Raw genomic sequence first — 23,403 nt, forward strand, 5'->3', positions numbered from 1 at the left:
CCCCCGCGTCGTTCAAAGCATGACCCATTCTCAGGCCATCCTCTCACTGGTCAGCGCCGGCATCGGCCTGGCGCTAGTTCCGGCCGGCACCCAAAACGCCTGCTTCGATGATGTGATCTTTCGATCCCTGGATTTGCGAGAAGAATGTGTTGCAGAGCTTCATGCCATTTGGAGTCCCGACAACCGCAATCCTTTGCTGCCGGATATACGCAACATCGTTACCCTTGGGCATATTACGTTATGACCTTCATCTCCGGCGACAGGTTAAAATACATATCTTTTGAGGTATCGAGCTTGTTTCTCGAAGCCATTTCGCCTTGATATAATCTGAACGGCCGACCTCTGCATTTCGAAAACTCAATGAGGTTCCTGCCGAGCTCGCAGAAACAATTTCGAGGCGCCCCGCATGCCGGTCTTTAGGCACGCCATGGGTCTACGAGAACAACGCCTGTACCTTGGAAATCATGAATGTTGCGTGTGACAACCACTAGTCCATGCACGATCGCTGTCGCAGCAATGAGTGCATCTGCTTCATTGCGGCGATCCGGAATATGCAAGTGAGCACATCGCGTCGCAATTGCTTCATCGATAGAGATCATGCGCTCAGCGAACTCCGGGCGAACTCGGCTATCCATCCAGGTTCGTAAGCGAGAGCCCTGCTCGATGTCACGGCGCTGGATGCTGAGTATCCCGCGCTCAAGCTCTAAAATTGTTATGGCAGAAATATACAGATCACGAGAATCCTTGGCACCTAACCAAGTCGTCACGTTCAGATCAGCCTTACCGTCACCCACTTTACGGAGCTCGGAGACAACGTTTGTGTCGAGCAAGTATTTCAAGAGAGATCAACTTCGCGAGTTGCAATGACCGACCGAGACGGATCGAAATCGATATTCGACAATCCTGGCATTGAAAGCGCATCGACAAGATTGTGACGCTTACCTGTCAGACGCTCAAACTCACGGTACGTCATCAACACATGCGACGGTCTGCCTCGATCGGTGATGACGACAGGCCCTGCCTCAGCAGCTTTTTTCGCTCTGCCAACATCGTGATTCAGTTCGCGGCTGGTCAAGTTAGTCGTAGCCATAGTCGCCTCCATGTAGGAACGTATCTACATATAACGCTTACATTTTAGTCGCGCAATCCCTTTCTGGCACCGCGTGGCTGCCAGCCTTTTAAGCTCTTGAACCAGTTGGAACCACAGTCCCATTGATGCAGGACCGAGGTCGAGTTAGCTAGCTGGCAGAGTGTCTGGCCATTCCTGCGCGCCGTGGAGGACACGAAGAATTCGAACCGATATTTCCGTTACCGCATATACTGCGACATACGGTGTGCCGCCGATTACCAGTTCGCGTGTGCCAGCAATCCTGCCAACACGACCGCTTACAGGAAAGTCACTGAGGCGACGAACAGCGGCGATGATCCGTTCATCGATCATAACGGCGGCTGAAGGATTATCTGCTTCGATATATGTGAATATGGCATCGCGATCCGATAAAGCGAACGCAGACCAAGTAATCTTCACGCTTTACCTGCATCTGCTTTGAGGCGTACCATCGCTCGACGTTCAGCAAAATGCGCCTCGACTTCATCATCTGAGACGTCCGGTCGAGTATCGTTCAGAGCTTCAAGTACCTTGGTTCGGAACCAGGCATCATGGGCCTCGCTGCCTGAAAGTAGTTCGAGGGGCAAAGCACCCTCATTAGCCGTACGGGTGAGCAAGATACGGACGACATCTGATACCGTGAGGCCCATGTTTTCGAGCACAGCGGAAGCACGATCCCGAACTTCGGCATCAATGCGAGTTTGGACGAGTGCGTTTGCAGCCATAGCTATCTCCAATTTCCATGAAATGGTAATGCAAATGAATGACAGAGGCAATAGCGCTTCGGCCGTGGCCGCTCACTCGCGTCTTTTACGCCTTGAATGGAATTGAACCGCCGACCCGGTCGTTTGGTGTGCAGATCCAGCTTTCACCAGAGGAAGCCCTGGTCCTCTTTGCTTTGCTTTCTCGGTGGTGCGAACAAGGAAGCGCACCTACGCCACAAGCATCGTGTTTTGAAAGCACGGCTGAGGGCGCTATGCTGCATGGGTTGTTGGCCGATCTGGAGACGCAGATGGTTGCCCCGTTTAAGGCGGATACAGGGACTTGCGCAAAGACGCAAGTGATCGCTTGAGAGCCTCTTCGGACTATCCGACGCTGAGAGGCTAACGGTCGGATGGGATTTTCCAGCGGAAGACATCGACGATAACGATGGCGCTACGGATCCGTTGACTAGCGGCTGCCTTCAAGCCTTCCCGGCCGCGGCATCAATCCGTTGGTTCGAAGATCAGCCGTATCAGGGTTCCGTCACTCGCCGCGGCACTGATTACCGTGGCGATCAGCCGAAGTGGTCCGCGCGCGACAAGCGCCTCGGATGGAGGGCGCTTTCCTGGACCTGCATCGAGAAAGGCTGAACATTCATCATCCGAGTTAATCATCGCGATGAATGATGTTGCGACGACGTCCTGGCCGCAGGCGGTGCATCGCAGAATGTATGAGCCGAAATGGACGACAGATTCTGTTTGATCCAATCCGCACGACGTGCAGGCAAGCATTTTGTTCATGCGGAATATTACCTTGGACAGATCTGATGGTCAGCCTATGAAGCAGCAGCCAGAACGGCCGCGATAACAAGTAGCAGTGGCCCCATCCACTTGAAGTGACGAACCATCGGCAGCCGGTTAGCCGGGGTTTTCGACAAGGGCGGATAACTAACGCCGACGGACGTCATCCACAGACCTGCGCAGAGCATGATGAATTCGTCAATAAAGGCTGCAATCATGGCTCTCTTGCTTTCGAGGCAACTGCGAGAAGTCGGCCTGCCCGTCGGTGGCTTCCTGCCGGTGGCAATCGCATGGGCATGGCCGGTTACATCGGCGGGGCGCCGTCACTTTGCGGGTTGTCAGGCTGCTCCAGAGGCTTCACGCGGGTAACGCCCCAAAAGCCCTTGAAGATGATACCGGCCAGAACGACAACGCCAAGAGTCATCAGCAGGTTATCGAAGGTCATAGGGCTCTTCCGCGCTTGTTCTACCCAAAGCAATATTTGCTTGAATGATCGCCTATGGCAAGCGGATAGCACTAGTCGCGAATTCCGAGCTTTCGGCGCCGATGGCGCCGAATCCGGTTGGCTAGGTCTGCGTGTTGGAGATCGGCCCTGACTCCCGAATCAAATAACGGTTGTTCTGATCGAGTTCGTCAGGGTCGACCAGGACGACCGATTGCCGTCCGCCACGCGATACATGCACGAATGAATAAGGATTCGCAGTGGCGTCGTTTGCCAGCAGCAGAGAGGTGTCGAGCGCGGCAGCAAGATGAGAGGCTCTCTCGAGGATGTCGGGATGTTCCGAAGTCTCAGCCAGATAGAGCGTGATGAGCTGGGAATAGGGATCGGCGTTTGCCGGTTCCACGACACAGGTCACCGGAAGAGTGCCAATCTCGCCGATACTGTGAACGACCGCGACGCTCTCGGGCGCAATCGCGAGCATCGCTGCAATCCCACGCTGCAGCCTTTCGTCCTCGATCGGCCTCTCTAAAGACGCATCAAACCAGATCATTGCCGATACCTACAATTCCGCTTTCGAGGTTTCAACAGGCACTGGCGCCACCGGAGCCGAGAAACCGCGTCAATGCGCAGGTGCAGGCAGCCGGTCCTTTTGTCTCGTTGAGTCTGCAGATTGGACCGGTTACGCGTACTTCGGTCCCCCGCGACATGCCGGTATCTCTTGCGCGTTTTGGTGATCTGCGAACCTTGAAACGGTTAGCCGTTCGCTCTAATGGTGGGCGAAGTTGAGCATCAAAACGTGTATCGAGACTTCATTGCAACTTTTATCTAAACAGGTCCAAGCAATGCTGATCACCAAATATCGCCACTGCTCTTTTCTCGCGAGCGCCATCATCGCTTTCTTGCCGGCCGCGTCCTCGGCAACTGCATCATCATCTGATCCGACATTTTTTGATGCCGCTCTGTGTAGTCCGCCCTATTCTATGATGTCGGCAACCGAGATCTACGACGCCGCTGAAAAACTCGCAAAACCGGAGACCTCATCACTGGGAGCGGCAATCTACAAAATTCTCCATCAGATTGGCCGCGATGGGTTTGACAGTGACGAAGTTTTTTTCGCCAACTCGGCTGTCGGCATCTTGATCAAGGGTCTGCGTTCTGAGGAGCTAGCCGCGAAATACGACTTGAAGCCGGAGAGCTCGGAGCTTCTTGGAACTTCCAGCAAGGGATTTTCGCGCGAACTCCCCCATCACCTGCAGCCCGCCCCCGGGCTTGCCGGCCCGGGCAAGGTTTCGATCGTGGCACGTGAAGGTAATGGTTTGGAGGGCAAGACCTTGCTGGCGTGCGAATTTGTCCCGGATTGAAAAACTACTCTACCCGGCTCGGATGACTTTATGGCGCGTCGCGTCTCTCGCCGGCCGAAATGCACCAGAATGGCCCATGACTGTGGCGGTGTCGCATCACGTCGACGCCTCCGAGCCTGACGACGACGGATTGTACACCTATCACTACGAGTACGAGATTTATGAATTTTCAGACGGTGTTATGACGCTCATTGCGCGCGCCTACCTCGATGAACCAGGAAGCGCCGCCCTGATCGGGTGGAGCAAGGGTATGCATAGCTATCCGCTGAGAAAGCGAGATTTGTCCCACCCGCTTGTCCTGAAAGCCGCAACTTACCTTCGCAAGATCGGTAATCCCAAGCTGGATTGGCTGGACCGAAGGAGTAAGGGCTATGTGCCGCTTGACGATTTTGAGGTGTAGATAACGTGGTATAGCATAAAAATCCGCTATCGGCTCGGCAGTCATTTCATGGCCGTGTTGCAATTGATTTTATACAATCGATCCAAGGTGCAATTATTCTGCGCCATGACAGCAAACGCCCCTAATGTCGCTTACATAGCAAGATCTGCCGCGTGAAGAAGCAACTTCACTCACGACCTCGCTGCGCAGGCTCAAAGTTTCATGCCCTGGTGCGGTGCGACTCCGATAGCATTTCCTTTAAACGCTCCTGCACGACCGGAGGCTCAACGTTCATTCGCACGCATTTGAGGGCATAGCACATCTCTTCGCTAAACGGCATCCAGGCGCGGAGATCGTCAAGAAGCGTCTCGGACATTATGTCTTCGAGCGGTTCGGCGCCGAGCTGACCCAGCGCCTGTTCGTGATCTGGGAGACGCGCCTGTGCGATGATGGCAAGAGCCCGCCTCAAGATGTCGTCTCTCGATCCATCAAGCAGGTCCGTTGACCAATGCCATGCGTTTGGATCAGCAAGGTAAGCCTGTACAAAGGTCTCGGTAGATGCCGGCGGCTCCTCATAAACACCCACGTCGGGTAACCAGGAAGTATCAGATGCGAGCGAGGCTGGCGTGAAGGCAATGGTGGAAACAGTATTCCCTGGAATTTCTCGCCGGCGCGACTTCATCTAGGGCTCCTTCCTATAGTGAGGCCAACACTGTGTCGGACATCGTAAGGTCTAAAATAGCTTGGCCGACATTTTCGCCATTATCGATCGAAGCCGATGCATTTGAAATCTCTCGGCATCCTTCCTGCACATGTTTCGCGCGGCTCGCAACCAACGATTTCTGCGATTGGTTGAGCAAGAAATGCCGAAGCTGGCAGCTACGGTAGTAGGCCTTGAGATCCGCGCACGGACAGATCGTTAGGCGCCCAGCCGTTGACGGCGAAAGCGGCGAGCCTTTTTCCGAGGGTAACATTCCGCTGAACGTGCATAGGAGCCAGAATGTTCAATAGTCGCGATGGAATCGAGAAGTTACGGCTCTCCGGTATCTGGCCCTCTCCCAGTTAGCCCCTGGATGCGATGCCAAGCCCGACTGGGATGTTAGAAGGAATGCGAACCTTGAAACCACTACCCATTCGCTCTAATGAATGGCGAAGGTTGAGCATCGGTCATATTTCGGTGGTACAGGCAGTTCAGGAAATGACAGATTCGGCGCTCTCGGACGGCAATGATCCCCAGCGGTTACTCGCGGATGTCATCGAACGATGCTACGGAGAGCTGCGACGCTATGCGCGACGGAGGGTTGGCGATGATGCGGTGGCGGACGAACTTGTCCAAGAGGCTTGTCTACGGCTCGTGACAACTGGGGACGACCTGCCGTTCAATCCACGGGCCTATCTTCTACCGCATCCTCTCGAATCTCGTTACTGATCACCATCGCCATCGAGTCCGCCTCCGGAAAAGTTTCATCGACGCTGGAACCCTGGATGCTGCCGATGACCGGCCGGATGCGGAGCGGGAGGTCATCGGCCGGCAACGATTGGCAATTCTCGCACAGGCAGTTGCGGAACTTCCGCCGCGATGCCGGGAGTGCTTCGTTCTTCGGCGCTTCGAAGGGTTGTCCCATGCCGAAATCGCCAATCGGATGAGGATCAGCACCAGTGCTGTGGAGAAGCACCTGGCAGCGGCAACGGTCTACTGCGCTCGGCGCGTGAAGGCGAATGACTAAACTTATACCCGACCCGGGAGTTAGGCTTTTCCAGAACGTCTTCTGTTTGGTTGGACTAACTCGTTGTCTCATTATCTCTGGACGTTACAAGGCGAACCGTTGTTCATGACGGATTTCAACGACAAGGATATGCTGGAACAGGCGGCCGAATGGTTCTTTCGGCGCGATGGCGGCCCTCTCTCGGCAGAGGATGAGGTGGCATTCCGTTCTTGGCTCGCGGCCTCAGTTCGACACCGCGACGCTTATTCGGTAATTGCCGGCACTTGGCAGGACCTTGAAGCGATTCAGCCAACCCCATTCGCTCTAACACCGCCTCCGCCTGCGCGTAACTTCCTACGACCGATCGCGGCCGGCTTCACGTTTCTCTGTTCCCTTGGCCTTGGCATTTACGCCCTTGATGTTCCATCGAGATTGTTTGCCGATGGCTATACGGCAGTTGGGGAATTCCAGGTCCTCGCTTTGCCGGACGGCTCAACAGCCGAAATGAACAGCGGCACGGCCATTACAATTGCGTACTCTTCTGGCGAGCGTCGGATCCACCTTAAGAAGGGTGAGGCTGTGTTCACCGTAACCTCCGACCAGCACCGACCTTTCATTGTGGAGTCCGAGGGGGGTGAGGCAACCGCGCTCGGCACAGTATACGGTGTTCGAAACGATGACCGCGGCGGTGTCGTGACGGTAATCGAAAGCCATGTCGCCGTTTCGGGTAAGCCTGCCGGAGCATCCGTCGAACTCGGGCCCGATGAACGTGTTCGTTACGAAGATGGACACCTTGGTGCCATTGAGAAAGTGGATGCGGCATCCGAAACGGCATGGAGACGGAGGAAACTGATTTTCGTCGATCAGCCGCTCGGCGAGGTTATCAACGAACTCAATCGCTATCATAAGGGAGTGATAAGGATCGTCGATGAGTCGATCAGAACGCGACGCGTCAGCGGCGTGTTTGAGACCAGCGACATCGTCAAGGTCATCGATACGCTGGAAAGATCCTTTGGATTCAATGACACACGGCTCGGCGGTCTCGTGATCTTGATCCATCGCTGATTTTTTTGAAATTTCTTGATTTTCATACTCCGGTTTTTCTCTGGGCAAACGTCTTAGGCGGCGAAATCATCTGATTGCCTGTTGTCAGCAGTCAGAGATGTGTCCAGGGGGTCTAAATGAGTTCTCACTTTGCGGCGTCTCACCGCTCCACGCGCAGGCTGGCGGTATTTCTTGCGACGACGGTATGTCTGCCGGTTCTGGCGGTTCCTTTCGTCGACGTCGCCGCTGCTCAGGAAGGAGCCGTGGCGGTGCGGTACGAAATCGCAGCCGGGCCTCTACCTCAGGCGTTAAACCGCTTTGCAGACGTAGCCGGTTTGCAGCTCATCTACGATGCGGCGGCCACACGATCGTTACGGACAGATGGCTTTCGGGGAGAAGGTGCCGCGCCGGAGGTGATCGCCAAGCTGTTGTCGGGGACTGGACTAACCTGGCGGTTCACCAGCAGAAATAGCGTCACGATTATCAGCCCTTCGGCGACGGCAAGCGGCGCGGTAGGCTCTGACGACGCGACCGTCCTTCAGCCCATCATTCTAAGCAGCGGCCAGTCGAGTGAGGATTCCTACAGTCTGGATTCCAGCGCCACGGCCACCCGTATCTCGGCCGATATTCAGAAGACGCCACGTTCGGTAAATGTCGTAACACAGCGTCAGATGATCGACCGGGGTGTATCCGATCTTGAAGAAGCAATCGCCTATTCGCCAGGTGTCGCCACCGGACTCTACGGTAACGACGATCGCTACGACCAGTACGTGATCCGCGGTTTTGAAACTCAGAATGTCGGCACCTATAGAGATGGCATGCCCTTGCGAACATTCGGCTGGGCTGCATGGCGGACCGAGCCCTTCGGGCTCGAGCGCCTCGATATTCTCCGAGGGCCAACGTCCGACCTTTATGGTTCCAACGAGCCCGGGGGCCTGGTCAATGCCGTGACCAAACGTCCGAACTTCGAGCCCAGCAATACGGTATTTGGCCGTCTTTCCAGCTATGGAGGAACGGAAGCCGGCATCGACAGCACCGGACCGATCGGCGATGACTTCGACTACCGTTTCGTCGGTGTGGCCAACCGATCAGGCACAAATTATGACGAGGTCGACCAGGGGCGTTTCTATGTGGCGCCTTCGTTGACGTGGAAGCCGGAAGACACAACCAGCCTCACTCTTTTCGCAGAAATTCAAAGGGACGATGTCGGAGACAGCTGGTCGGTCGTGCCGGAATACGGATCGCGGCGCCACAATCCGCTTGGGCATTTCTCGCCAGATACCTACACCGGACTTGCAGACCACAACTCCGTCAAAACCAGGCAGACCACCATCGGCTATGAGTTCGAGCATGAGTTCGAGACGGGCATCACCTTCCACAGCAAAGCGCGATATGCGGAAAACGACTGGCGGATGCAAACCGCGGTTCCGGCCGCTTTCGTTTCGCTGCCTGCACTGTTTGGTGTGCCTGGAGCAGATCCGAGCGCGGTTGACACCGCGTTGCTCAGCAAGTTCGATCTTAACCAGAAGGCCTACCAGGCGAGTTTCGATAACAACTTATCTTACGAATTCGAGTCCGGGGACTTGAGCGGCACCATTGTGGTAGGCTTCGACCATTACCTTGCCCGTTCCGATGTGGACTATGCCCAAGGATATCTGGGAGAGCTTAATCTCTTCACGGGTGATCTGACAAACTTCCTGTCCGGCGCCCTTCCCACCGATCTGCCTGCCATTCTGAACAATGACATCGATCAGACCGGCGTGTATCTAACGAGCCGAAGTGAGTTTGAAAACCTCGTTTTCAGTGGCGGCATCCGACATGATTGGGTCACGAGCTCGACAGAAACGAGCGCCGGAAAGATCACATCGGAAGGTCAGGTGACGTCTGCCAGTTTCGGCGTTGCCTGGAATTTCGATGATGCATGGACCATTTATGGCAACGCTGCCTACTCCTTCAACGTTCCACCCGCCGGCGTTACGGCGAGCGGAGCTGCCCTCGACATGGAGAAGTCACGTGCCTACGAAATCGGCCTGCGTTATAACCTGCCGGACGACCGTGGTCACGTAAATGTCGCCCTGTTCGACACAACCAAGTTAAACGCAACCTACAACGACCCATCCGACTTGACCGGAATAACAAAGATCCAGGCAGGCAAGGTTCGCTCAATGGGTGTCGACGTCGACGCCCTGCTGGAGCTTAGCCACGGCTTCACGGTCCTCGGCTCCTACACTTACGTGGATGCCGAGATGACCAAGGATCCGACGCTTCAGGGCAAGAAGCCCGCGAGGGCGCCTGTCCATTCGGCATCCGCCTGGGTCAAATATGATGTGCAGGCGCCTGCGCTTGAAGGTCTCAGTCTTGGGGTCGGGATCCGGCATGTGGGCTCATATTTCTCGGATGCCATCAACATCTATGATATCAGCTCCGCCAACCTTCTTGATGCATCAATCAGCTACCAGCGGGATGGCTGGAGTCTAGTTCTGGCAGCGCGCAACCTCGCCAACAAAGAGTACGAGGCGGAATGCAATACCGCCACATTCGCTGCGGCGGTGGGCGCACTAGCGGACTATGCCGGTAGCTGCACCTACAACGAAGGACGACGCGTGATGCTTACCGCGTCGCGCAGATTCTGAACCAATGCATCCAGCGACACGAAGGTACCGCTCGGTGTCACATTATTCGGGGCACCCGATGCAGGCTTTGAGAAGATTGATAATCCTGACAACGCTGTTGTTGACCGCGAGCAGCGCGTGTGCGGAAGATTTCCCACGCACGATCGAGCATCGCTACGGATCTACAGTCGTGACAGCGAAGCCGGTTCGAGTGGTGACACTCAGCTACATCGGGCACGACTTTGCGCTGGCATTGGGGATCAAACCGGTAGGCTTGCGCTACTGGTACGGAAACAACCCCAAGGGTGTCTGGCCTTGGGCAGAGAAAGCTCTCGGAGACGAAGTCCCGGTTGTCTTGAGTGGTCAGATCGATATCGAGCGCATCGCCGCGCTGCACCCCGATCTCATTGAGGGAATGTGGTCAGGCATGACCGAGGCTGAATACCGATTCCTATCGAGAGTAGCGCCCACCTTGCCACCGGCGGCCGGCGGCGGCGATTACGATATGCCCTGGCAGGAGATAACTAGGGTTCTCGGCTATGCGATCGGGCGCGAGGCAGGCGCGGAAGAAATCGTTGGTCAGCTCGAGGAAAAGTTTGCTGCTCTCCGTGCGGCGCATCCCGATTGGCAGGGTAAGACCGCCGCGATGGCCTCCATACAAGGTCCGGAAACCTTCACGTCGCGCGACGTCAGAAGCCGTTTCCTTGCCGCCCTCGGCTTCCAATCATCGGCTGCAGTCGATGCGCTGGGAGGCGGGCGGAGTTTCTACGTGCGCTTATCTCCCGAAGATCTTACCCCGATCGACGCTGATGTATTGGTCTGGCTTAATTCCGGGGCGGGACGGGCTGCATTCGCGAAACAACCGCTTTATCCTTTTCTTCGCGCAGTGAGAACGGGGCGCGAGATTCATGCCGATGCAACGCTTTCGGCGGCGCTCTCGCATTCCAGCCCGCTCAGTCTCGATTATGCGCTCTCCAGACTGGTTCCGGAGCTTGAGAAGACGCTGGGGCGTGACCGGGCCGCGAAAGCTCTTGGTCCTGAGGGCGGGCAACCATGAAGAAACGGACGTCGTTGCTCCTCGCCTTACCCATTTTTCTGATAATGGCCGGTTTGGCGCTGTCGCTCGGCCCGCGGTCCGTTTCCTTTGACGAGCTTTGGAATGCGCTCGTCGCGGCGGACACGAACCGGCCCGAAGATGTTGTCGTATGGTCGCTGCGCATACCGCGGCTGGTCGCGGCCTTATTATGCGGCGCGGCCCTCGGAGTGGCCGGCTCTATCACGCAAACGGTTACCCGGAACCCGCTGGCAGATCCTGGATTGCTCGGGATCAATGCCGGAGCGGCTTTCGGCGTTGTGGTCTTCATGGCAGTCGCCGGCGATGAGGTGACGGTCGCCAGATCGGCGGCCGCGATGGCCGGCGCGACGTCCGGAGCCTTGGTCGTACTGACGCTTGGAGCGTTTGCAGGAAATCGGCCGCACCCCTTGCGCCTGCTTCTCGCAGGTGCCGCCGTCAGCGCGTTCTTCCTGGCGATGGTGCGCGGCTTCCTTCTGCTGAGCCAGCAAGCTCTCGACACCTATCGTTTTTGGGTGATGGGTGGGCTTGACGGAATATCCATGGCAGCGATCGGCACGCTACTCCCGCTGTTTACCACAGGCCTCGTTCTCGCGGCCGCTGCCGGATTGATGCTGAATGCCTATGTTCTCGGTGAGGATCTTGCCAAGTCGCTCGGCGTCGATATCCATCTCGCTTATCTGCTGGGACTCGGCGCGGCTGTTTGTCTCTGCGCTGCCGTTGTCACGCTAGCAGGGCCCATTGGCTTTGTCGGGCTGCTCGCGCCGCATCTCGCCAAAGTGCTTGCTGGCGCGGATGAACGTGCCCGGCTTTTGGTATCGGCACTCCTCGGCGCCGCCGTTCTGCTGACCGCCGATATTGCCGGACGTCTGCTGTTTGCCGGCGCGGGAATGCAGGCGGGGGTCATGGTCGCCCTGATCGGAGCACCGGCTCTGCTTCTGGCAATACGGAGAGGACGGTAGACGTATGACAAGAACGATTGTTGTGACGTGGCGATGCGGCCCGTTTTCCGGAAGGATCGATCCGCGGACCCTTGTCTTCGCCGTACTGATGCTTGCAATACTCATCACCATGTCGGGCTTCGTTTTGTACTCGGGAAATTATCCGCTCAGCATTGCGGAAATATCGACCATTCTTGTTCAGCCTAAAGATGATACCCCCGACATTGTCATCTGGTATCATCGTCTGCCGCGCCTTCTCGTTGGCATCGGTGCCGGCGCGGCATTCGGGCTCGCCGGCGCGCTGATGCAGGACATGTTGCGCAACCCGCTGGCTTCTCCTGACGTCACCGGATTCGGTGCCGGCGCTGCCTGCGGAGCACTCTGCTCCATAATGCTGACTGCAAGCAGCTTCTGGGTCTTGCCAGGCGCGATTGCCGGCGGCGTGTTGTCCGCCGCGCTCGTTCTCCTGTTGGCGTGGAAGAATGGGCTGTCCCCGGCGCGCCTTGTGCTTACAGGATTGGCGTTGAGCCTCTTCCTCATGGCTCTCGTCGACATCATGATGGCGCGGCTTGATCTTCTGACAGCCGCCGATGCCATGAAATGGCTCGTCGGCACGTTTTCAAGTCCCGAATGGAGCGACGTGGTCCTGATCTCCTGTGCGTTGGCATCGCTCGGACCGGCCGCGCTATGGCAAGGATTCGCGCTGAAGAGACTGGCGCTTGGCGACGACATTGCCGCAGGTCTGGGGTTTAACGTCCCCACAGTGAGGTTGTGGATTCTCTTCCTGGCGGTCGGGCTGACGGCCTGTGCCGTCGGTGTCGCCGGACCGCTGCCGTTTGTCGCCTTCGCAGCCAATCCCATCGCCCGGAGGCTTTCCGCCGGTTTCGGCGCGGGCAACGGCTCGCCGCTTTTGGGAGCCGCTGCCGTCGGTGCATGCCTGACCGTGATGGCCGACCTTGTGTGTCGTTCTCTTCCAATTGGCGCCGATCTCCCCACCGGAGTCTTCACCACAATGATCGGCGCCCCGCTGTTGCTGTGGCAACTGACCCGCGAAATCCGCAAGGGAGTAATTTGATGGCCACGTTTCCCTTCCCGCTGTCAGCCAAGGGCCTGACGCTGACGCGGCCGGTTGGTCTCGTGCTCGACAAACTTGCTCTTGCTGTGCCAAGAGGAAAAGTCAGTGTCGTCATCGGCCCCAACGCCTCCGGAAAGTCTACTTTGCTGCGTTGCCTCGCCCGGCTACTCCGGCCCGATGAGGGAGAAGTTTTGCTCGAAGGCGCTCCGGTCAACCTCCAGAAATCCAAACATGTCGCGAGACAGATGGCGATTCTTCCGCAAAACTCGACCGTTCCGGAATATCTGCGCGTCTTCGATCTGGTCGCGCGCGGCAGAACCCCATGGCAGTCGCCTTTGTCCCAATGGTCCGTTGCAGATGCTCTGGCCGTCGACCGCGCACTGGCGCTGGCCGGTGTGGAGGAGTATTCGCTTCGGCCCCTGTCGGAACTTTCCGGGGGCCAGCGCCAACGAGCCTTCATTGCAATGATATTGGCACAAGACGCGCCGATCCTGTTGCTGGATGAGCCAACGACATTTCTGGATCTGCCCCATCAGATCGAGCTTCTCGAACTGGTGCGAAAACTGAACCGTGAGAGTGGCAAGACGGTCGTGATGGTGCTGCACGACATCAATCTGGCGGCACGTTTCGCCGACCATGTCTTTGCCCTCAGGGGTGGAAAGGTGCATCGTGAGGGGACACCTGGGGATGTCGTGACGGAGGCGACGATGCGAGAGATTTTTGCACTGGTTTGTCTGGTCATACCGGATCCGCTGCATGGTTGTCCGCACGTGATCCCGCGGTGAGAGTGGCATGGCAATGTCGATCATGGAACGGAACCCATATTCTTTCATAGCGCATGCGGTATTCCCCGGCATCGGGCCCGATATCGTGAAGTCGATTCTTCTATGTGAGGCACGACAGCAAGGTTTGCCGATCATCGAGGAAAATGGCTGTGTTGGTTGCCGCACGGACCTTGGTGAAATCCTCCTGTGCGCAACATCGGACGGTCTCAAGATGACGGTCACGGCTGCCACAAGCGATAGCCTCCAGCTGTTATGCGACGAGATCGGGGAGCATCTGCTGGAGGTAGCGCCGGAAGTATCACATGTTTTGCGTTGGAAGACAGCAGAGGAGGCCGGAGCACCACCGCAGGGTTTCCGTCTCTGTAAAGTCGTCTCGGTCACTCCTCTTGGGTCGGCTTTCCTGCGTGTGCGGCTGTCGGGTCACGATCTCGAGCCCTTCGCGCGGGATGCCATCCATTTCCGGCTGATACAACCACCACTCAGCGGTCGGCTGGCCTGGCCCTCTATTGACAGGAACGGCCGGACCGTATGGCCGACCGGCCCTTTCGAACGCTTCGCCGCTGTCAGGCGCAACAGAGAGTTTCACCATCAACCCAATCATCGTATTGTCCTAAAGTCTCTAAGACAAAGCCCGACTCTGAACGAGCCGGGCGGCGGTGGATTATGCTTGCACCAGGAATTCCTGCGTGGTGATAGCGTTGGCGTAGAAGGGGGTGATCTCCGCCATGAAGTCGTCCTGTTGCTTGCGGGTATAGCCGGCCGACGCATCGTAGATGACATTGGTGTCGTAGCCGAGGTCGTGCGCATTGCGCATTGAGGACTCGACACACTGGCGTAACGAGAAACCCGACAGATAGATATCCTCGACGCGGTTGTTGCGCAAGTAGCCGTCAAGCGTCGTTCCGATGAACACGCTGCTGCCGCCAGCGCGTTCGCGAACAACGTGCTCGCCTGCCGCCGGCTCGAAGCCGGGGAAGAAATCGGCCTGCTCGCCCAGGAACGAGCCGTAGTCACGGACCATTTTCCGCAGGCCATATTTCCCCTCGCCCAGCACCTTAAAGGTTGGCTCGAACTTCAGCGGGGCATGGATCACGTGCATGCCGCGGCGGCGGGCCTCTTTAAGGATGATCTTCGAATTGGCGACGGCGGTGTCGACTTGCTCCCGGTCCTGAAGCACCGGATAAATTCCGCCTGTCGGCGAGAGCCGGTCGTTAACATATTCGATCAGGATCAACGCACTGCTGGATGCGTCAGTCATTGTATAACCCCTTAAGAATTCAATAGGTCATGCTGCGATCATCGCGCCTTGCTGGCGCAGGTGGTCGCGAAACAGGTCGGGATAGGTGCCGATCACGGCGTTCCTGACGCTGGGTCGCTCAGCGAGTGCCGCGCGCCAAGCCGTCAAGCGTGGCAGGCTAGCGAAGATCGTGTCCGCCACTGCCGCGTCGATGATCCCGAAGTAGCGGAACAGTGGTGCGTAGACCGCATCGACGAGACCAAAGTCCGCTCCGGCGAAATATGGGCCATCGCCCAGTTCCGCCTCGATCTTGCTGAGCCGATCACTGAAGCTAGTCCGCCTGGCGTCGGCGGTCTCCACATCCTTGGCGTGAAGGAACTGCCAGCCGTCGGCAAAGGTCTGGGTAGCAAATTCGATCCATGCACGGTGTCGGGCCCGCAGCAGCGCATCGTCGGGGTACATCGACACGCCAACCTGCGTCTCGTTCAGATATTCACAGATCACCACGCTTTCGAAGAGGATCGCATCCTGACCATTGGGCTGGCGCACTTTGAGCACCGGCACTTTGCCAGTCGGCGACAGGGCCAGGAACCAATCGGGCTTGGCCGAGAGGTCGACATTCACCCGGTCGAACCCCACCCCCTTCTCGCGGAGGACGATCACGGCACGTTGCACGAACGGGCACAAGGGATGGCTGATGAGAGTAAGGTCTTGCTCTGTCATGACAGGGCCTCCATGTCCTGAAGATGGATCAAAGCGACTGGCCGCCCGATACGTCGAACGTCGTGCCGTTGGCCCAGCCGAGATCGTCGGAGAGGATGGCAGCGACAGCGCCACCGATATCGTCTGGCTGGCCGACGCGACCGAGCGCGATGTTACCGGCAACAAAATCGTTGATATGCTGGTCGTCCCTCACCCGGCCGCCGCCGAAGTCGGTCGCGATGGCGCCCGGTGCGATCGCGTTGACGCGGATCTGGCGTGCGCCGAGCTCGACGGCCATGAACTTCGTCAGCGTCTGAAGTGCTGCTTTGGCAGCGGCATAGAGGCCATAGCCTGCCATCGTCGTACGAACAAAGGCGGTGGAGACGTTCAGGATGCGCCCGCCATCGACAATAAGCGGCAGGAGCTTCTGGGTAAGGAACAACGGCCCGCGCAGGTGCATATCGACCATCTGGTCGAACTGCTCCTCGCTTGCATCGGCAACCATTGCGTACAGGCCCTCACCGCCGTTGTTGACCAGATAGTCGAACCGGTCGGTGCCGAAGGTCGTCGTTAGCGTGTCAGCCACCGCCTGCGAGAAGTCTGGAAAGCTTGCCGTGTTGGTGATATCGAGCGCCAGCATCGCTGCCTTTCCGCCCAGCGCTTCAATCTCGTCAACCAGCGTCTGGGCTTCCGCGGAGCTGTTGCGATAGGTGCCGATGACGCCCACCCCGCGTTTTGCAAGATGCAGTGCCATGTTACGCCCGAGACCGCGACTGGCTCCGGTAATGATTGCGATCTTCTGAGACATGATTACATTCCTTGAGATTTGAATTTTCAAGACGTTATGACCTGATGCGTTGCATTCAATGCTATTTGGATAGGCGATAGGCACGTCTGACGCTTCGCCGAATACTCTCAATTTATTGCCTAATTGTCTCACATGCTTTACGGATGCGAAGAATTGTGTAGAGATGCAGAATGACTGATAACCTCCATTCGCACCTTGATATTGCACTACGCCATGGGCGCCCGGGAACGACCCCCACGCCGATCCCCCGACTTGAGGTCAGCGTTGGGCAGGCAACACCTGGAACGTCTCCATGTCTCTATCGCTCGATGATTTGCTTCATTCTGCAGGGCTCGAAAGACGTTGCTATCAATGACAACCTGCTGCGATATGACGCGTCTCAATATCTGGTCAGTGCACTGGATCTACCCTTGAGCGGGCAGATCCGTGACGCTGACGACGGCAGTCCTTATGTGGCGATTTCGTTGGTCCTCGATCCGGCACTTCTCGCCGAGGTCGCATCGGCGATGCCAGCAGCGGGGGACGCGGACACGCCGGGCAGCGGCATCGCGATCAATCCGATGACACCTCAGCTGCGCGACACGCTGCTGCGACTTATGGCGTTGCTCGACACGCCTGCGGACATCACGGCGCTTGCGCCGATGGCCGAACGCGAATTGGTCTATCGTCTCCTGCAAGGTCCGCAGGGACGGCTTTTGCGTCATATCGCCCGCCCGGAAGGCGCGATTGGCCGCATCCGCCGGGCTGTTGAATGGATTCGCGACCACGGCAACACGCGGCTGCGGATCGAGGCTCTGTGCGAAGCCGCCGGCATGAGCCGTGCGAGCCTGCATCGGCACTTCGTTGCGCTGACTGGCTTAAGCCCGATCCAGTATCACAAGCAGCTACGCCTTCAGGAGGCGCGCCAGTTGTTGCTCGCCGGCGATCTTAGTGCTTCCGACGTTGCGTACGCGGTCGGCTATGAAAGCCCATCCCAGTTCAGCCGCGAATATTTGCGGCAGTTCGGGGCTCCGCCCGCGCGCGACGTGCGCAAGCTCAGGCTTTCAATTGGCATTCAAGTGATCAATTAGTCGGCCGTCGGTTCGAAGCTGTTGGCTCCAGGCTATCCAAGATTCCGTTGGCCATCGCACTGTGGCGGGCCATCAAGGGGCACTTCGCGGCTTGCCATCTTTTCTAGTCCATCAGGGTGATGTTCCCAATAAATCGATCCGGTCGGTCTTCAGCCCCCGCAGGCTCACCTCGACCGAAGCAGTCATGGTCTCGCGGCTATTGCCCGTCATTAGCCGGTTGGCGTTCGGTGCCGCCCCATTGGTGAACCTTGGTCGCGAGCGAGAAATCCTCGCGCCGCCTCTCCAACGCATCGCCTGAAATTTCTTCCGACTGGCGGAGCTGATAGATTGAGCTGTGCCGAGGAAATTGCTGTCCGACCCCGCATAGGGCGTTCAGAGTGGCGACCGCCGTCTCGGATCGGCGCCATAGCCCCCACCCGCGCCGAGATTACCGGCGCTCAGACCAGCCGGAAAATGAGAGCCCTTACGGCCAAATGTCATACAATCCATGGCGTATATATCCTTAGCGGTAGGTGCTGGCGATCAGGCCCCCAGGAAGGCTTTGGCCTTTGTTACGAAGGCGTCGTGATACTGGAAGATGCCGCCATGGCCTGCGTCGGGGTATAGGACGAGCTGCGCGCCAGGGATGCGACGTGCCAGATTGGAGGAGTTCTCGCTTGGCACCATGATGTCATGATCGCCGTTCGCCACGAGGACGGGCTTGTCGATGGCGTCCAGCGGTTGAAGCGCCTGCTCGCCCCAGGCCTTAATGGCCTTCAATTGTCGCAGAAAGGCTCTTAGTGAGACCGCCTTGTCACGATCTCTCGTACGCTCCTTCAATCGAGCGAGAAACGCCTTGGCCGCGTGCTTGCCCGCCGCGCTTGATGTAAAGAAGAGATAGAATTTGGGATCACGGAAGGTGATGAGGCCCTTGATGATTAGCGGCCACGATACAGGACCGACCCGTTCGATACCCTTTCCGCCCGCCGGGCCTGTTCCGGCGAGAATGGCGCGGCGGACGAGATCAGGCGCGTCGAGAAGGATTTGCTGCGCAACGAAGCCACCGAGCGAGAAGCCGATCAGATCGAACGACGTCATTCCCAGCGCGCGGATCGTGGCGATGGTGTCTCTCGCCATTTCGGCGACGCTCAGAGGGGCCGCGCCACCAGACGCGCCGATGCCACGATAGTCGAGGGCATAGACCGGCCGAGCAGCAGCGAGCCCCTCTACGATGTGAGGGTCGAAATTGTCGAGGTTCGCGCCCCAGTGATTGAGCAGCACCACCGGCACGCCGGCGTCAGGCCCGAGACGCCGATAGGCGAAACGCGTGCCGGCGGCTTCGACGTGGCGGGTGGGTGCCGTCTTCCAGTCTGCGCTGTGAGTTGGGGTAGTCATAGGGGAATCCTTTTTTCGGGATCGCGTTACTTGAGCGTGACGACGACCTTTCCCTTGGCGCGTCCGGTGTCGACGTAGGCGAAAGCGTCGTTCAGTTTCTCGAAGGGGAAAACACGATCGACCACGGGACGGATCGTGCCGTCTTCAATCAGCCTGGTAATCCGGTTCAACTGCTCGCCGTCTGCGTGCATGAATAGGAACGAATAGTCGACGCCCGCGCGCTTCGCCTTGCGCCGGATGCCCGCGCTGAGCAGGCGCAGCACGAGCCGAAGCACCACGTTCAATCCATGAGCGCGTGCGAAGGCGGGGTCGGGGGGGCCGGAGATTGAGATGAGCTTGCCGCCAGGCTTCAAGACCTTCAGGGACTTTTCCAGCGTCGCGGCGTCGAGACTATTAAGAACGACGTCGTAGCCCGACAGCGCTTCCTCGAACTTCTGGCTGCGATAGTCGATGACGACATCCGCGCCCAGCTCCTTCACCATAGCGGCGTTGGTAGCACTCGCGGTCGTCGCAACGGTGGCGCCAAGATGTTTGGCGAGCTGGATAGCGAAAGTGCCGACGCCGCCTGATCCGGCATGGATCAGCACCTTCTGTCCCGGCTTGATCTGCGCGCGCTCGACCAGCACTTGCCAGGCGGTCAGCCCGACCAGCGGGATCGACGCTGCCTCCGCCATCGTCAGATTGGCGGGCTTGAGCGCCAGATCGGCGTCCTTGACGGTGATGCGTTCGGCAAAGGCGCCGATCTGCCCGTCGCGGGGGCGGGCATAGACGGCGTCACCGACTTTGACGCGCCGTACATTCGCGCCGATCGCGACGACTGTGCCCGCAAGCTCATGGCCGAGGACGAGTGGCGGCTTGTAGGGTAGGATCGGCTTGAACGCCCCATCCCGGACCTTGGAGTCGAGCGGGTTGAGCCCTGCTGCCTCAACCTCGACCAGCACTTCGTCGGGGCCAGGCACGGGTTCCGGCACGTCGCCCAGTCGCAACTGCTGCTTCTTGCCGTAGCGGTCGAGGATGAAGGCCTTCATGATTCTCTACTCCAGATCAGGCGTCAGCTGAAACGATCGCTGCGGGATAATCGGTGTAGCCTCAGCGCCGCCACCATAGATCGTGGCCGGATTCATCTGGGCGAGCGCCACACCGCTTTTGAACCGCTCGACGAGGTCGGGATTGGCGATGTAATGATGTCCGAAGGCGAACAGATCGGCCTTGCCCTCGCTGAGGCGCGACTTCGCCAGTTCAAGGTCGTAGCCATTGTTGGCGATGTAGGTGTTGCGCAAGCGCTGCCTTAGTGCGTCGAAATCGAAGGGCCTCGCATCACGCGGTCCGCCGGTCGCGCCCTCGACGACGTGGATATAGGCGATGCCAAGACCGTCGAGCGCTTCCACGACATGATTGAACTGCGGTTGCTCGTCCCTCGACGGGACGATGCCGCTGGCCGGCGACACCGGCGAGAGGCGAACGCCCGTACGCTGCGCACCGATCTCGCTCGCCACGGCGGCGGTCACTTCGATCAGCAGCCGGGCGCGGTTCTCGACCGAACCGCCATAGGCGTCCGTGCGGACATTGGCGGTTTCGCGCAGAAACTGGTCGAGCAGATAACCATTCGCGCCGTGCACCTCGACCCCGTCGAAACCGGCGACGATTGCATTGGCCGCAGTCTTGCGGAAATCCTCGACGATGCCGGGTATCTCGTCCGCTTCGAGCGCGCGCGGCTCGGACACATCGACGAAACCATTGTTCACGAACGTCTTGGTCTCGGCACGGATCGCCGATGGCGCGACCGGCGCTTCTCCATCATGAAGATCGACATGGCTGACACGACCGACGTGCCAGAGCTGCACGAAGATGCGGCCGCCCTTGGCATGGACCGCGTCGGTCACCTGACGCCAACCTGCGATCTGTTCAGGCGTGTAGAGGCCTGGCGTATCCTGATAACCCTGGGCCTGCCGTGAGACCTGCGTCGCCTCGGTGATAATGAGCCCGGCGCTCGCGCGCTGCGCATAATAGTCCGGCGCAAATTGGCTCGGCACGAGGCCCGCCCCCGCGCGGTTGCGGGTCAAGGGGGCCATGACGATGCGGTTCGCAAGCGCGAGACCGCCGAGGTCGTAAGGGCTAAACAGATTGGCATCGGTCATCGTGTCAATTTCCGTTCTGATGCGTTGGATGCGTTTTGCGTAATTCTGTGCCTTCTCAGGCGCCCGCCAGATAGCGATCGGCGGGCCGGGACTGCGCGAAACCGGGGATCATGGCCTGACGCGCGGCCTCGAAATCTGTCCATTGTCCCCCGTTATGAAGTGGCGGGATGGTGACGGGCTCGCGCCGGTCGAAGCCGACCAAGGCCGCGTCTACCAGATCGTCCACCTCCATCACACCTGAAAGGGTGTCTACATCGACGCCCGCATGGCCCCAGATCTCGGTGCGGGTCGCGGCCGGAAGCACTGCCTGGACGTAGACGCCCTGGGAAGCGAGCTGGAGGCTCAACGCCTGGGAGAGATGCAGCACGAAGGCTTTGGTCGCGCCATAGACCGGCATGCCGAATTCCGGAGCGAGGCCAACGGCGGAACCGATATTCACGATCGCGCCTTTACCCGCTTGCGCAAGGCGGGGAGCGATGGCGTGCGCAAGGCGTACGAGCGCGGTCGTGTTGAGCGTCACCAGCCTGTCGACATCATCAACCGCTTGTTCGATAAAGGTGCCCCCCAGGCTCGTCCCGGCGTTGTTGATGAGGATTCCGATCTGTACGTCGTCACGCAGCCGCGCCTCGACCGCTACACGCTCCGCGGGATTGACCAGATCCGCCTTCATGATGTCGATCGTAACGCCGGCGTCGCGTTGCAGACGATCGGCCAACGTCCCCATCCGCGCCGCGTTACGGGCGACCAGTACCAGGTCATGGCCACGGCGCGCGAAGCGTTCGGCGTAGGCGGCACCAATGCCTGTGGAGGCCCCGGTAATAAGGACGGTTGGCTTTTCGGTCATGGCATTGCCCTTTCTTGAAATCGACACTATATTCATGATGATAATCATCATTGATGAGTAAATATGATGACTATCATCAAAATGTCAATACCGTGCGGAGGCGAAGTGAAATGAAGGTGAGCCAGGAGCAGAAAGCGGAGAACCGCAGCCGCATCCTGACAGAGGCGGGACGTCTGTTTCGCGAGAAGGGTTTCGATGCGGTTAGTGTCGCCGAAGTGATGAAGGCTGCCGGCATGACCCATGGCGGCTTTTATGGACATTTTCAGTCAAAGGACGATCTGGTCGCCCAGACTATCGCTCATGCCGTGGGCAGCCAATCCGAGATCGATGACCTTGGCGTCTGGATCGACACCTATCTCTCGGAAACCCATCGTGCGCATCCGGAGCTGGGCTGCCCGATGGCTGCCCTCGCGGGATTCATGCGGCAGCAGGCCCCGGAGGCACGCGCGTCGATGGCAAAGGTCCTTGCCTCGCAAATCACCACCCTCGCCGACATCATGCCGGGTGAGGATCTGTCCAAGCGTCGCAGATCTGCGATCGGCAGTTGGGCGGCGATGGTCGGCGCTCTCATCCTGTCCCGATCAATCGATGACGCCGTGCTGTCAGCCGAACTCTTGTCTGAGACCCAGGCATGGATCGGCGAAAAAACAATTCCCCTTCAGGGGGGATGACGTTACGCCTCACGCTCGCCAGAGAGGATCGCGGACGCAGATGTCCGACGCCGGCTCGTCATTTCGGGATGACGACCGGCGTCTTGGCTGCGTCGTAACCGACAGCTTCAAGCTGACAGCCGTTGACGGACCTGCGTACGTCTCAGCCTCCTTACGCTTGCGCTCGCAGCCACCGGATCGTGCACAGTGAGCCCGCCGGCGCGTTTGAGTACCCAAGAGGCAACAACAGGTGCCAGGATGGCTGTCACCAGAACTGCTGTAGCGGTCTGCGCGGTCGCCGACTCGAAGAAGGGTAAAAAGCGAGGGTCGGCGACCGCGACGGCCATAGGAACCGCAACGGCGTTACCAGCCGTTGTACCTGCTGCAAAACCAATGCCGCTCTTAGGCCCACGGCGTAGCAAAAAGCCAATGCCGCTATGGCCGTGCTTCGTCTCTATTTCCGCAAAGAGAAAAGCGACTTCGGTCAAAGGCCTCTGCCTGCCGGTCAAAACCTTTGCATCGCTTATCGGCGCCTTCAGCGGCAGGAAGATCG

Annotated in this window: 29 protein-coding genes and 2 pseudogenes; 13 read left to right on the plus strand and 18 right to left on the minus strand. The window is 58.5% G+C overall.

From position 1 onward, the window contains the following. Positions 1 to 244: LysR substrate-binding domain-containing protein (locus ACIK7D_RS27435; RefSeq protein WP_400158121.1), on the plus strand; the 244-nt coding region annotated here is incomplete at its 5' end. 172 nt (positions 245 to 416) lie between these two features. On the opposite strand, the gene ACIK7D_RS27440 is transcribed toward ACIK7D_RS27435, so the two are convergent. From ACIK7D_RS27440 to ACIK7D_RS27475, 8 genes are all read right to left on the minus strand, one after another. Continuing rightward, a complete protein-coding gene (locus ACIK7D_RS27440) occupies positions 417 to 839 on the minus strand; it encodes a type II toxin-antitoxin system VapC family toxin (RefSeq protein WP_078053807.1) in 423 nt (140 codons plus the stop codon). Continuing rightward, positions 836 to 1,090: a type II toxin-antitoxin system Phd/YefM family antitoxin gene (locus ACIK7D_RS27445; RefSeq protein WP_104680191.1), complete on the minus strand. Its 255-nt coding sequence runs from the start codon at positions 1,088 to 1,090 to the stop codon at positions 836 to 838. The genes ACIK7D_RS27440 and ACIK7D_RS27445 overlap by 4 nt, the downstream gene beginning before the upstream one ends. 144 nt (positions 1,091 to 1,234) lie before the next feature. Further along, a complete protein-coding gene (locus ACIK7D_RS27450; protein WP_400158122.1) occupies positions 1,235 to 1,528 on the minus strand; it encodes a type II toxin-antitoxin system RelE/ParE family toxin in 294 nt (97 codons plus the stop codon). Next, positions 1,525 to 1,833 (minus strand): type II toxin-antitoxin system RelB/DinJ family antitoxin, encoded by a 309-nt coding sequence (locus ACIK7D_RS27455; protein WP_400158123.1) that lies wholly within the window; start codon positions 1,831 to 1,833, stop codon positions 1,525 to 1,527. Before ACIK7D_RS27455 ends, ACIK7D_RS27450 begins: the two co-directional genes overlap by 4 nt. Positions 1,834 to 2,313: 480 nt before the next feature. Further along, positions 2,314 to 2,610: a hypothetical protein gene (locus ACIK7D_RS27460; protein WP_400158124.1), complete on the minus strand. Its 297-nt coding sequence runs from the start codon at positions 2,608 to 2,610 to the stop codon at positions 2,314 to 2,316. 35 nt (positions 2,611 to 2,645) lie between these two features. Further along, the gene (locus tag ACIK7D_RS27465; RefSeq protein ID WP_400158125.1) at positions 2,646 to 2,828 is read right to left on the minus strand and encodes a hypothetical protein; all 183 of its coding nucleotides are present in this window, start codon (positions 2,826 to 2,828) and stop codon (positions 2,646 to 2,648) included. Positions 2,829 to 2,914: 86 nt separating this feature from the next. Beyond that, positions 2,915 to 3,055 carry a hypothetical protein gene (locus ACIK7D_RS27470; protein ID WP_400158126.1) on the minus strand — a complete coding sequence of 47 codons (141 nt, stop codon included), beginning with the start codon at positions 3,053 to 3,055 and terminating at the stop codon, positions 2,915 to 2,917. Positions 3,056 to 3,176: 121 nt separating this feature from the next. Beyond that, complete coding sequence (locus tag ACIK7D_RS27475; RefSeq protein ID WP_400158127.1) at positions 3,177 to 3,602, minus strand: hypothetical protein; 426 nt, start codon at positions 3,600 to 3,602, stop codon at positions 3,177 to 3,179. 292 nt (positions 3,603 to 3,894) lie between these two features. Here ACIK7D_RS27475 and ACIK7D_RS27480 point away from each other — a divergent pair, with 292 nt between their 5' ends. Both ACIK7D_RS27480 and ACIK7D_RS27485 read left to right on the plus strand, forming a co-directional pair. Continuing rightward, on the plus strand, positions 3,895 to 4,413 hold the full coding sequence (locus ACIK7D_RS27480) for a hypothetical protein (protein WP_400158143.1): 519 nt from the start codon (positions 3,895 to 3,897) through the stop codon (positions 4,411 to 4,413). A gap of 76 nt (positions 4,414 to 4,489) precedes the next feature. After that, a complete protein-coding gene (locus tag ACIK7D_RS27485; protein WP_400158128.1) occupies positions 4,490 to 4,813 on the plus strand; it encodes a hypothetical protein in 324 nt (107 codons plus the stop codon). Between the two features lie 199 nt (positions 4,814 to 5,012). On the opposite strand, the gene ACIK7D_RS27490 is transcribed toward ACIK7D_RS27485, so the two are convergent. Then, positions 5,013 to 5,474, minus strand: a complete 462-nt coding sequence (locus ACIK7D_RS27490; RefSeq protein WP_400158129.1) for a hypothetical protein — start codon at positions 5,472 to 5,474, stop codon at positions 5,013 to 5,015. Positions 5,475 to 5,990: 516 nt separating this feature from the next. Here ACIK7D_RS27490 and ACIK7D_RS27495 point away from each other — a divergent pair. The 8 genes from ACIK7D_RS27495 (at position 5,991) to ACIK7D_RS27530 (ending at position 14,027) form a co-directional block, all read left to right on the plus strand. Further along, entirely contained in the window at positions 5,991 to 6,221 is a 231-nt protein-coding gene (locus ACIK7D_RS27495; RefSeq protein WP_400158144.1) for an RNA polymerase sigma factor, read from the plus strand. Next, positions 6,199 to 6,519: a sigma-70 family RNA polymerase sigma factor gene (locus ACIK7D_RS27500; protein WP_400158145.1), complete on the plus strand. Its 321-nt coding sequence runs from the start codon at positions 6,199 to 6,201 to the stop codon at positions 6,517 to 6,519. The genes ACIK7D_RS27495 and ACIK7D_RS27500 overlap by 23 nt, the downstream gene beginning before the upstream one ends. 63 nt (positions 6,520 to 6,582) lie before the next feature. Then, positions 6,583 to 7,563 carry a FecR family protein gene (locus ACIK7D_RS27505; protein WP_400158130.1) on the plus strand — a complete coding sequence of 327 codons (981 nt, stop codon included), beginning with the start codon at positions 6,583 to 6,585 and terminating at the stop codon, positions 7,561 to 7,563. 116 nt (positions 7,564 to 7,679) lie between these two features. After that, positions 7,680 to 10,175: a TonB-dependent siderophore receptor gene (locus tag ACIK7D_RS27510; protein WP_400158131.1), complete on the plus strand. Its 2,496-nt coding sequence runs from the start codon at positions 7,680 to 7,682 to the stop codon at positions 10,173 to 10,175. A gap of 58 nt (positions 10,176 to 10,233) precedes the next feature. Beyond that, positions 10,234 to 11,211, plus strand: coding sequence for an iron-siderophore ABC transporter substrate-binding protein (locus ACIK7D_RS27515; RefSeq protein ID WP_400158132.1), 978 nt, complete (start codon positions 10,234 to 10,236; stop codon positions 11,209 to 11,211). Next, the gene (locus ACIK7D_RS27520; RefSeq protein ID WP_400158133.1) at positions 11,208 to 12,188 is read left to right on the plus strand and encodes a FecCD family ABC transporter permease; all 981 of its coding nucleotides are present in this window, start codon (positions 11,208 to 11,210) and stop codon (positions 12,186 to 12,188) included. Before ACIK7D_RS27515 ends, ACIK7D_RS27520 begins: the two co-directional genes overlap by 4 nt. A 4-nt stretch (positions 12,189 to 12,192) precedes the next feature. Beyond that, positions 12,193 to 13,242: a FecCD family ABC transporter permease gene (locus ACIK7D_RS27525; RefSeq protein ID WP_400158134.1), complete on the plus strand. Its 1,050-nt coding sequence runs from the start codon at positions 12,193 to 12,195 to the stop codon at positions 13,240 to 13,242. Then, a complete protein-coding gene (locus ACIK7D_RS27530) occupies positions 13,242 to 14,027 on the plus strand; it encodes an ABC transporter ATP-binding protein (protein WP_400158135.1) in 786 nt (261 codons plus the stop codon). Before ACIK7D_RS27525 ends, ACIK7D_RS27530 begins: the two co-directional genes overlap by 1 nt. Positions 14,028 to 14,688: 661 nt before the next feature. On the opposite strand, the gene ACIK7D_RS27535 is transcribed toward ACIK7D_RS27530, so the two are convergent. From ACIK7D_RS27535 to ACIK7D_RS27545, 3 genes are read right to left on the minus strand one after another with little or no spacing between them, the layout of a single operon-like run. Continuing rightward, positions 14,689 to 15,285 (minus strand): isochorismatase family cysteine hydrolase, encoded by a 597-nt coding sequence (locus ACIK7D_RS27535; protein WP_400158136.1) that lies wholly within the window; start codon positions 15,283 to 15,285, stop codon positions 14,689 to 14,691. A 27-nt stretch (positions 15,286 to 15,312) separates the two neighbouring features. Continuing rightward, a complete protein-coding gene (locus ACIK7D_RS27540) occupies positions 15,313 to 15,987 on the minus strand; it encodes a glutathione S-transferase family protein (RefSeq protein WP_400158137.1) in 675 nt (224 codons plus the stop codon). Between the two features lie 28 nt (positions 15,988 to 16,015). Further along, a complete protein-coding gene (locus ACIK7D_RS27545; protein ID WP_400158138.1) occupies positions 16,016 to 16,774 on the minus strand; it encodes an SDR family NAD(P)-dependent oxidoreductase in 759 nt (252 codons plus the stop codon). Positions 16,775 to 16,944: 170 nt separating this feature from the next. On the opposite strand from ACIK7D_RS27545, the gene ACIK7D_RS27550 reads away from it, so the two are divergent. Then, the gene (locus tag ACIK7D_RS27550) at positions 16,945 to 17,844 is read left to right on the plus strand and encodes an AraC family transcriptional regulator N-terminal domain-containing protein (protein ID WP_400158139.1); all 900 of its coding nucleotides are present in this window, start codon (positions 16,945 to 16,947) and stop codon (positions 17,842 to 17,844) included. Between the two features lie 522 nt (positions 17,845 to 18,366). Here ACIK7D_RS27550 and ACIK7D_RS27555 read toward each other — a convergent pair. The 4 genes and pseudogenes from ACIK7D_RS27555 to ACIK7D_RS27570 all read right to left on the minus strand — a co-directional run bounded on the left by ACIK7D_RS27555 (position 18,367) and on the right by ACIK7D_RS27570 (position 22,200). Further along, positions 18,367 to 19,218 (minus strand): alpha/beta fold hydrolase, encoded by an 852-nt coding sequence (locus ACIK7D_RS27555; RefSeq protein WP_400158140.1) that lies wholly within the window; start codon positions 19,216 to 19,218, stop codon positions 18,367 to 18,369. A gap of 26 nt (positions 19,219 to 19,244) precedes the next feature. Next, positions 19,245 to 20,246 (minus strand): NADP-dependent oxidoreductase, encoded by a 1,002-nt coding sequence (locus ACIK7D_RS27560; protein ID WP_400158141.1) that lies wholly within the window; start codon positions 20,244 to 20,246, stop codon positions 19,245 to 19,247. Positions 20,247 to 20,262: 16 nt separating this feature from the next. Continuing rightward, positions 20,263 to 21,356 (minus strand): annotated as a pseudogene (locus ACIK7D_RS27565) (alkene reductase). Positions 21,357 to 21,411: 55 nt separating this feature from the next. Next, positions 21,412 to 22,200, minus strand: a complete 789-nt coding sequence (locus ACIK7D_RS27570) for an SDR family NAD(P)-dependent oxidoreductase (protein ID WP_400158142.1) — start codon at positions 22,198 to 22,200, stop codon at positions 21,412 to 21,414. Positions 22,201 to 22,253: 53 nt separating this feature from the next. Between ACIK7D_RS27570 and ACIK7D_RS27575 the strand changes: the two genes are divergently transcribed. After that, the gene (locus tag ACIK7D_RS27575; protein WP_400158146.1) at positions 22,254 to 22,871 is read left to right on the plus strand and encodes a TetR/AcrR family transcriptional regulator; all 618 of its coding nucleotides are present in this window, start codon (positions 22,254 to 22,256) and stop codon (positions 22,869 to 22,871) included. Between the two features lie 107 nt (positions 22,872 to 22,978). On the opposite strand, the gene ACIK7D_RS27580 is transcribed toward ACIK7D_RS27575, so the two are convergent. Together ACIK7D_RS27580 and ACIK7D_RS27585 are read right to left on the minus strand one after the other, a co-directional pair. Then, positions 22,979 to 23,197 carry a 2-keto-3-deoxygluconate permease gene (locus tag ACIK7D_RS27580; RefSeq protein ID WP_400158147.1) on the minus strand — a complete coding sequence of 73 codons (219 nt, stop codon included), beginning with the start codon at positions 23,195 to 23,197 and terminating at the stop codon, positions 22,979 to 22,981. 75 nt (positions 23,198 to 23,272) lie between these two features. Beyond that, positions 23,273 to 23,403: pseudogene (locus ACIK7D_RS27585) on the minus strand (enolase); the annotation flags it as partial.

This window comes from Agrobacterium sp. P15N1-A, from assembly GCF_044626815.1.
Classification (GTDB): Bacteria; Pseudomonadota; Alphaproteobacteria; order Rhizobiales; family Rhizobiaceae; genus Agrobacterium; species Agrobacterium leguminum.

Excerpts from the sequence above, each read along its gene's own strand:
- ACIK7D_RS27445 (WP_104680191.1), bottom strand. The coding sequence starts at position 1,090 with ATGGCTACGACTAACTTGACCAGCCGCGAACTGAATCACGATGTTGGC.
- ACIK7D_RS27455 (WP_400158123.1), bottom strand. The coding sequence starts at position 1,833 with ATGGCTGCAAACGCACTCGTCCAAACTCGCATTGATGCCGAAGTTCGG.
- ACIK7D_RS27460 (WP_400158124.1), bottom strand. The coding sequence starts at position 2,610 with ATGAACAAAATGCTTGCCTGCACGTCGTGCGGATTGGATCAAACAGAA.
- ACIK7D_RS27465 (WP_400158125.1), bottom strand. The coding sequence starts at position 2,828 with ATGATTGCAGCCTTTATTGACGAATTCATCATGCTCTGCGCAGGTCTG.
- ACIK7D_RS27470 (WP_400158126.1), bottom strand. The coding sequence starts at position 3,055 with ATGACCTTCGATAACCTGCTGATGACTCTTGGCGTTGTCGTTCTGGCC.
- ACIK7D_RS27475 (WP_400158127.1), bottom strand. The coding sequence starts at position 3,602 with ATGATCTGGTTTGATGCGTCTTTAGAGAGGCCGATCGAGGACGAAAGG.
- ACIK7D_RS27480 (WP_400158143.1), top strand. The coding sequence starts at position 3,895 with ATGCTGATCACCAAATATCGCCACTGCTCTTTTCTCGCGAGCGCCATC.
- ACIK7D_RS27485 (WP_400158128.1), top strand. The coding sequence starts at position 4,490 with ATGACTGTGGCGGTGTCGCATCACGTCGACGCCTCCGAGCCTGACGAC.
- ACIK7D_RS27490 (WP_400158129.1), bottom strand. The coding sequence starts at position 5,474 with ATGAAGTCGCGCCGGCGAGAAATTCCAGGGAATACTGTTTCCACCATT.
- ACIK7D_RS27495 (WP_400158144.1), top strand. The coding sequence starts at position 5,991 with ATGACAGATTCGGCGCTCTCGGACGGCAATGATCCCCAGCGGTTACTC.
- ACIK7D_RS27510 (WP_400158131.1), top strand. The coding sequence starts at position 7,680 with ATGAGTTCTCACTTTGCGGCGTCTCACCGCTCCACGCGCAGGCTGGCG.
- ACIK7D_RS27515 (WP_400158132.1), top strand. The coding sequence starts at position 10,234 with ATGCAGGCTTTGAGAAGATTGATAATCCTGACAACGCTGTTGTTGACC.
- ACIK7D_RS27520 (WP_400158133.1), top strand. The coding sequence starts at position 11,208 with ATGAAGAAACGGACGTCGTTGCTCCTCGCCTTACCCATTTTTCTGATA.
- ACIK7D_RS27525 (WP_400158134.1), top strand. The coding sequence starts at position 12,193 with ATGACAAGAACGATTGTTGTGACGTGGCGATGCGGCCCGTTTTCCGGA.
- ACIK7D_RS27530 (WP_400158135.1), top strand. The coding sequence starts at position 13,242 with ATGGCCACGTTTCCCTTCCCGCTGTCAGCCAAGGGCCTGACGCTGACG.
- ACIK7D_RS27535 (WP_400158136.1), bottom strand. The coding sequence starts at position 15,285 with ATGACTGACGCATCCAGCAGTGCGTTGATCCTGATCGAATATGTTAAC.
- ACIK7D_RS27540 (WP_400158137.1), bottom strand. The coding sequence starts at position 15,987 with ATGACAGAGCAAGACCTTACTCTCATCAGCCATCCCTTGTGCCCGTTC.
- ACIK7D_RS27545 (WP_400158138.1), bottom strand. The coding sequence starts at position 16,774 with ATGTCTCAGAAGATCGCAATCATTACCGGAGCCAGTCGCGGTCTCGGG.
- ACIK7D_RS27550 (WP_400158139.1), top strand. The coding sequence starts at position 16,945 with ATGACTGATAACCTCCATTCGCACCTTGATATTGCACTACGCCATGGG.
- ACIK7D_RS27555 (WP_400158140.1), bottom strand. The coding sequence starts at position 19,218 with ATGACTACCCCAACTCACAGCGCAGACTGGAAGACGGCACCCACCCGC.
- ACIK7D_RS27560 (WP_400158141.1), bottom strand. The coding sequence starts at position 20,246 with ATGAAGGCCTTCATCCTCGACCGCTACGGCAAGAAGCAGCAGTTGCGA.
- ACIK7D_RS27570 (WP_400158142.1), bottom strand. The coding sequence starts at position 22,200 with ATGACCGAAAAGCCAACCGTCCTTATTACCGGGGCCTCCACAGGCATT.
- ACIK7D_RS27575 (WP_400158146.1), top strand. The coding sequence starts at position 22,254 with ATGAGTAAATATGATGACTATCATCAAAATGTCAATACCGTGCGGAGG.
- ACIK7D_RS27580 (WP_400158147.1), bottom strand. The coding sequence starts at position 23,197 with ATGGCCGTCGCGGTCGCCGACCCTCGCTTTTTACCCTTCTTCGAGTCG.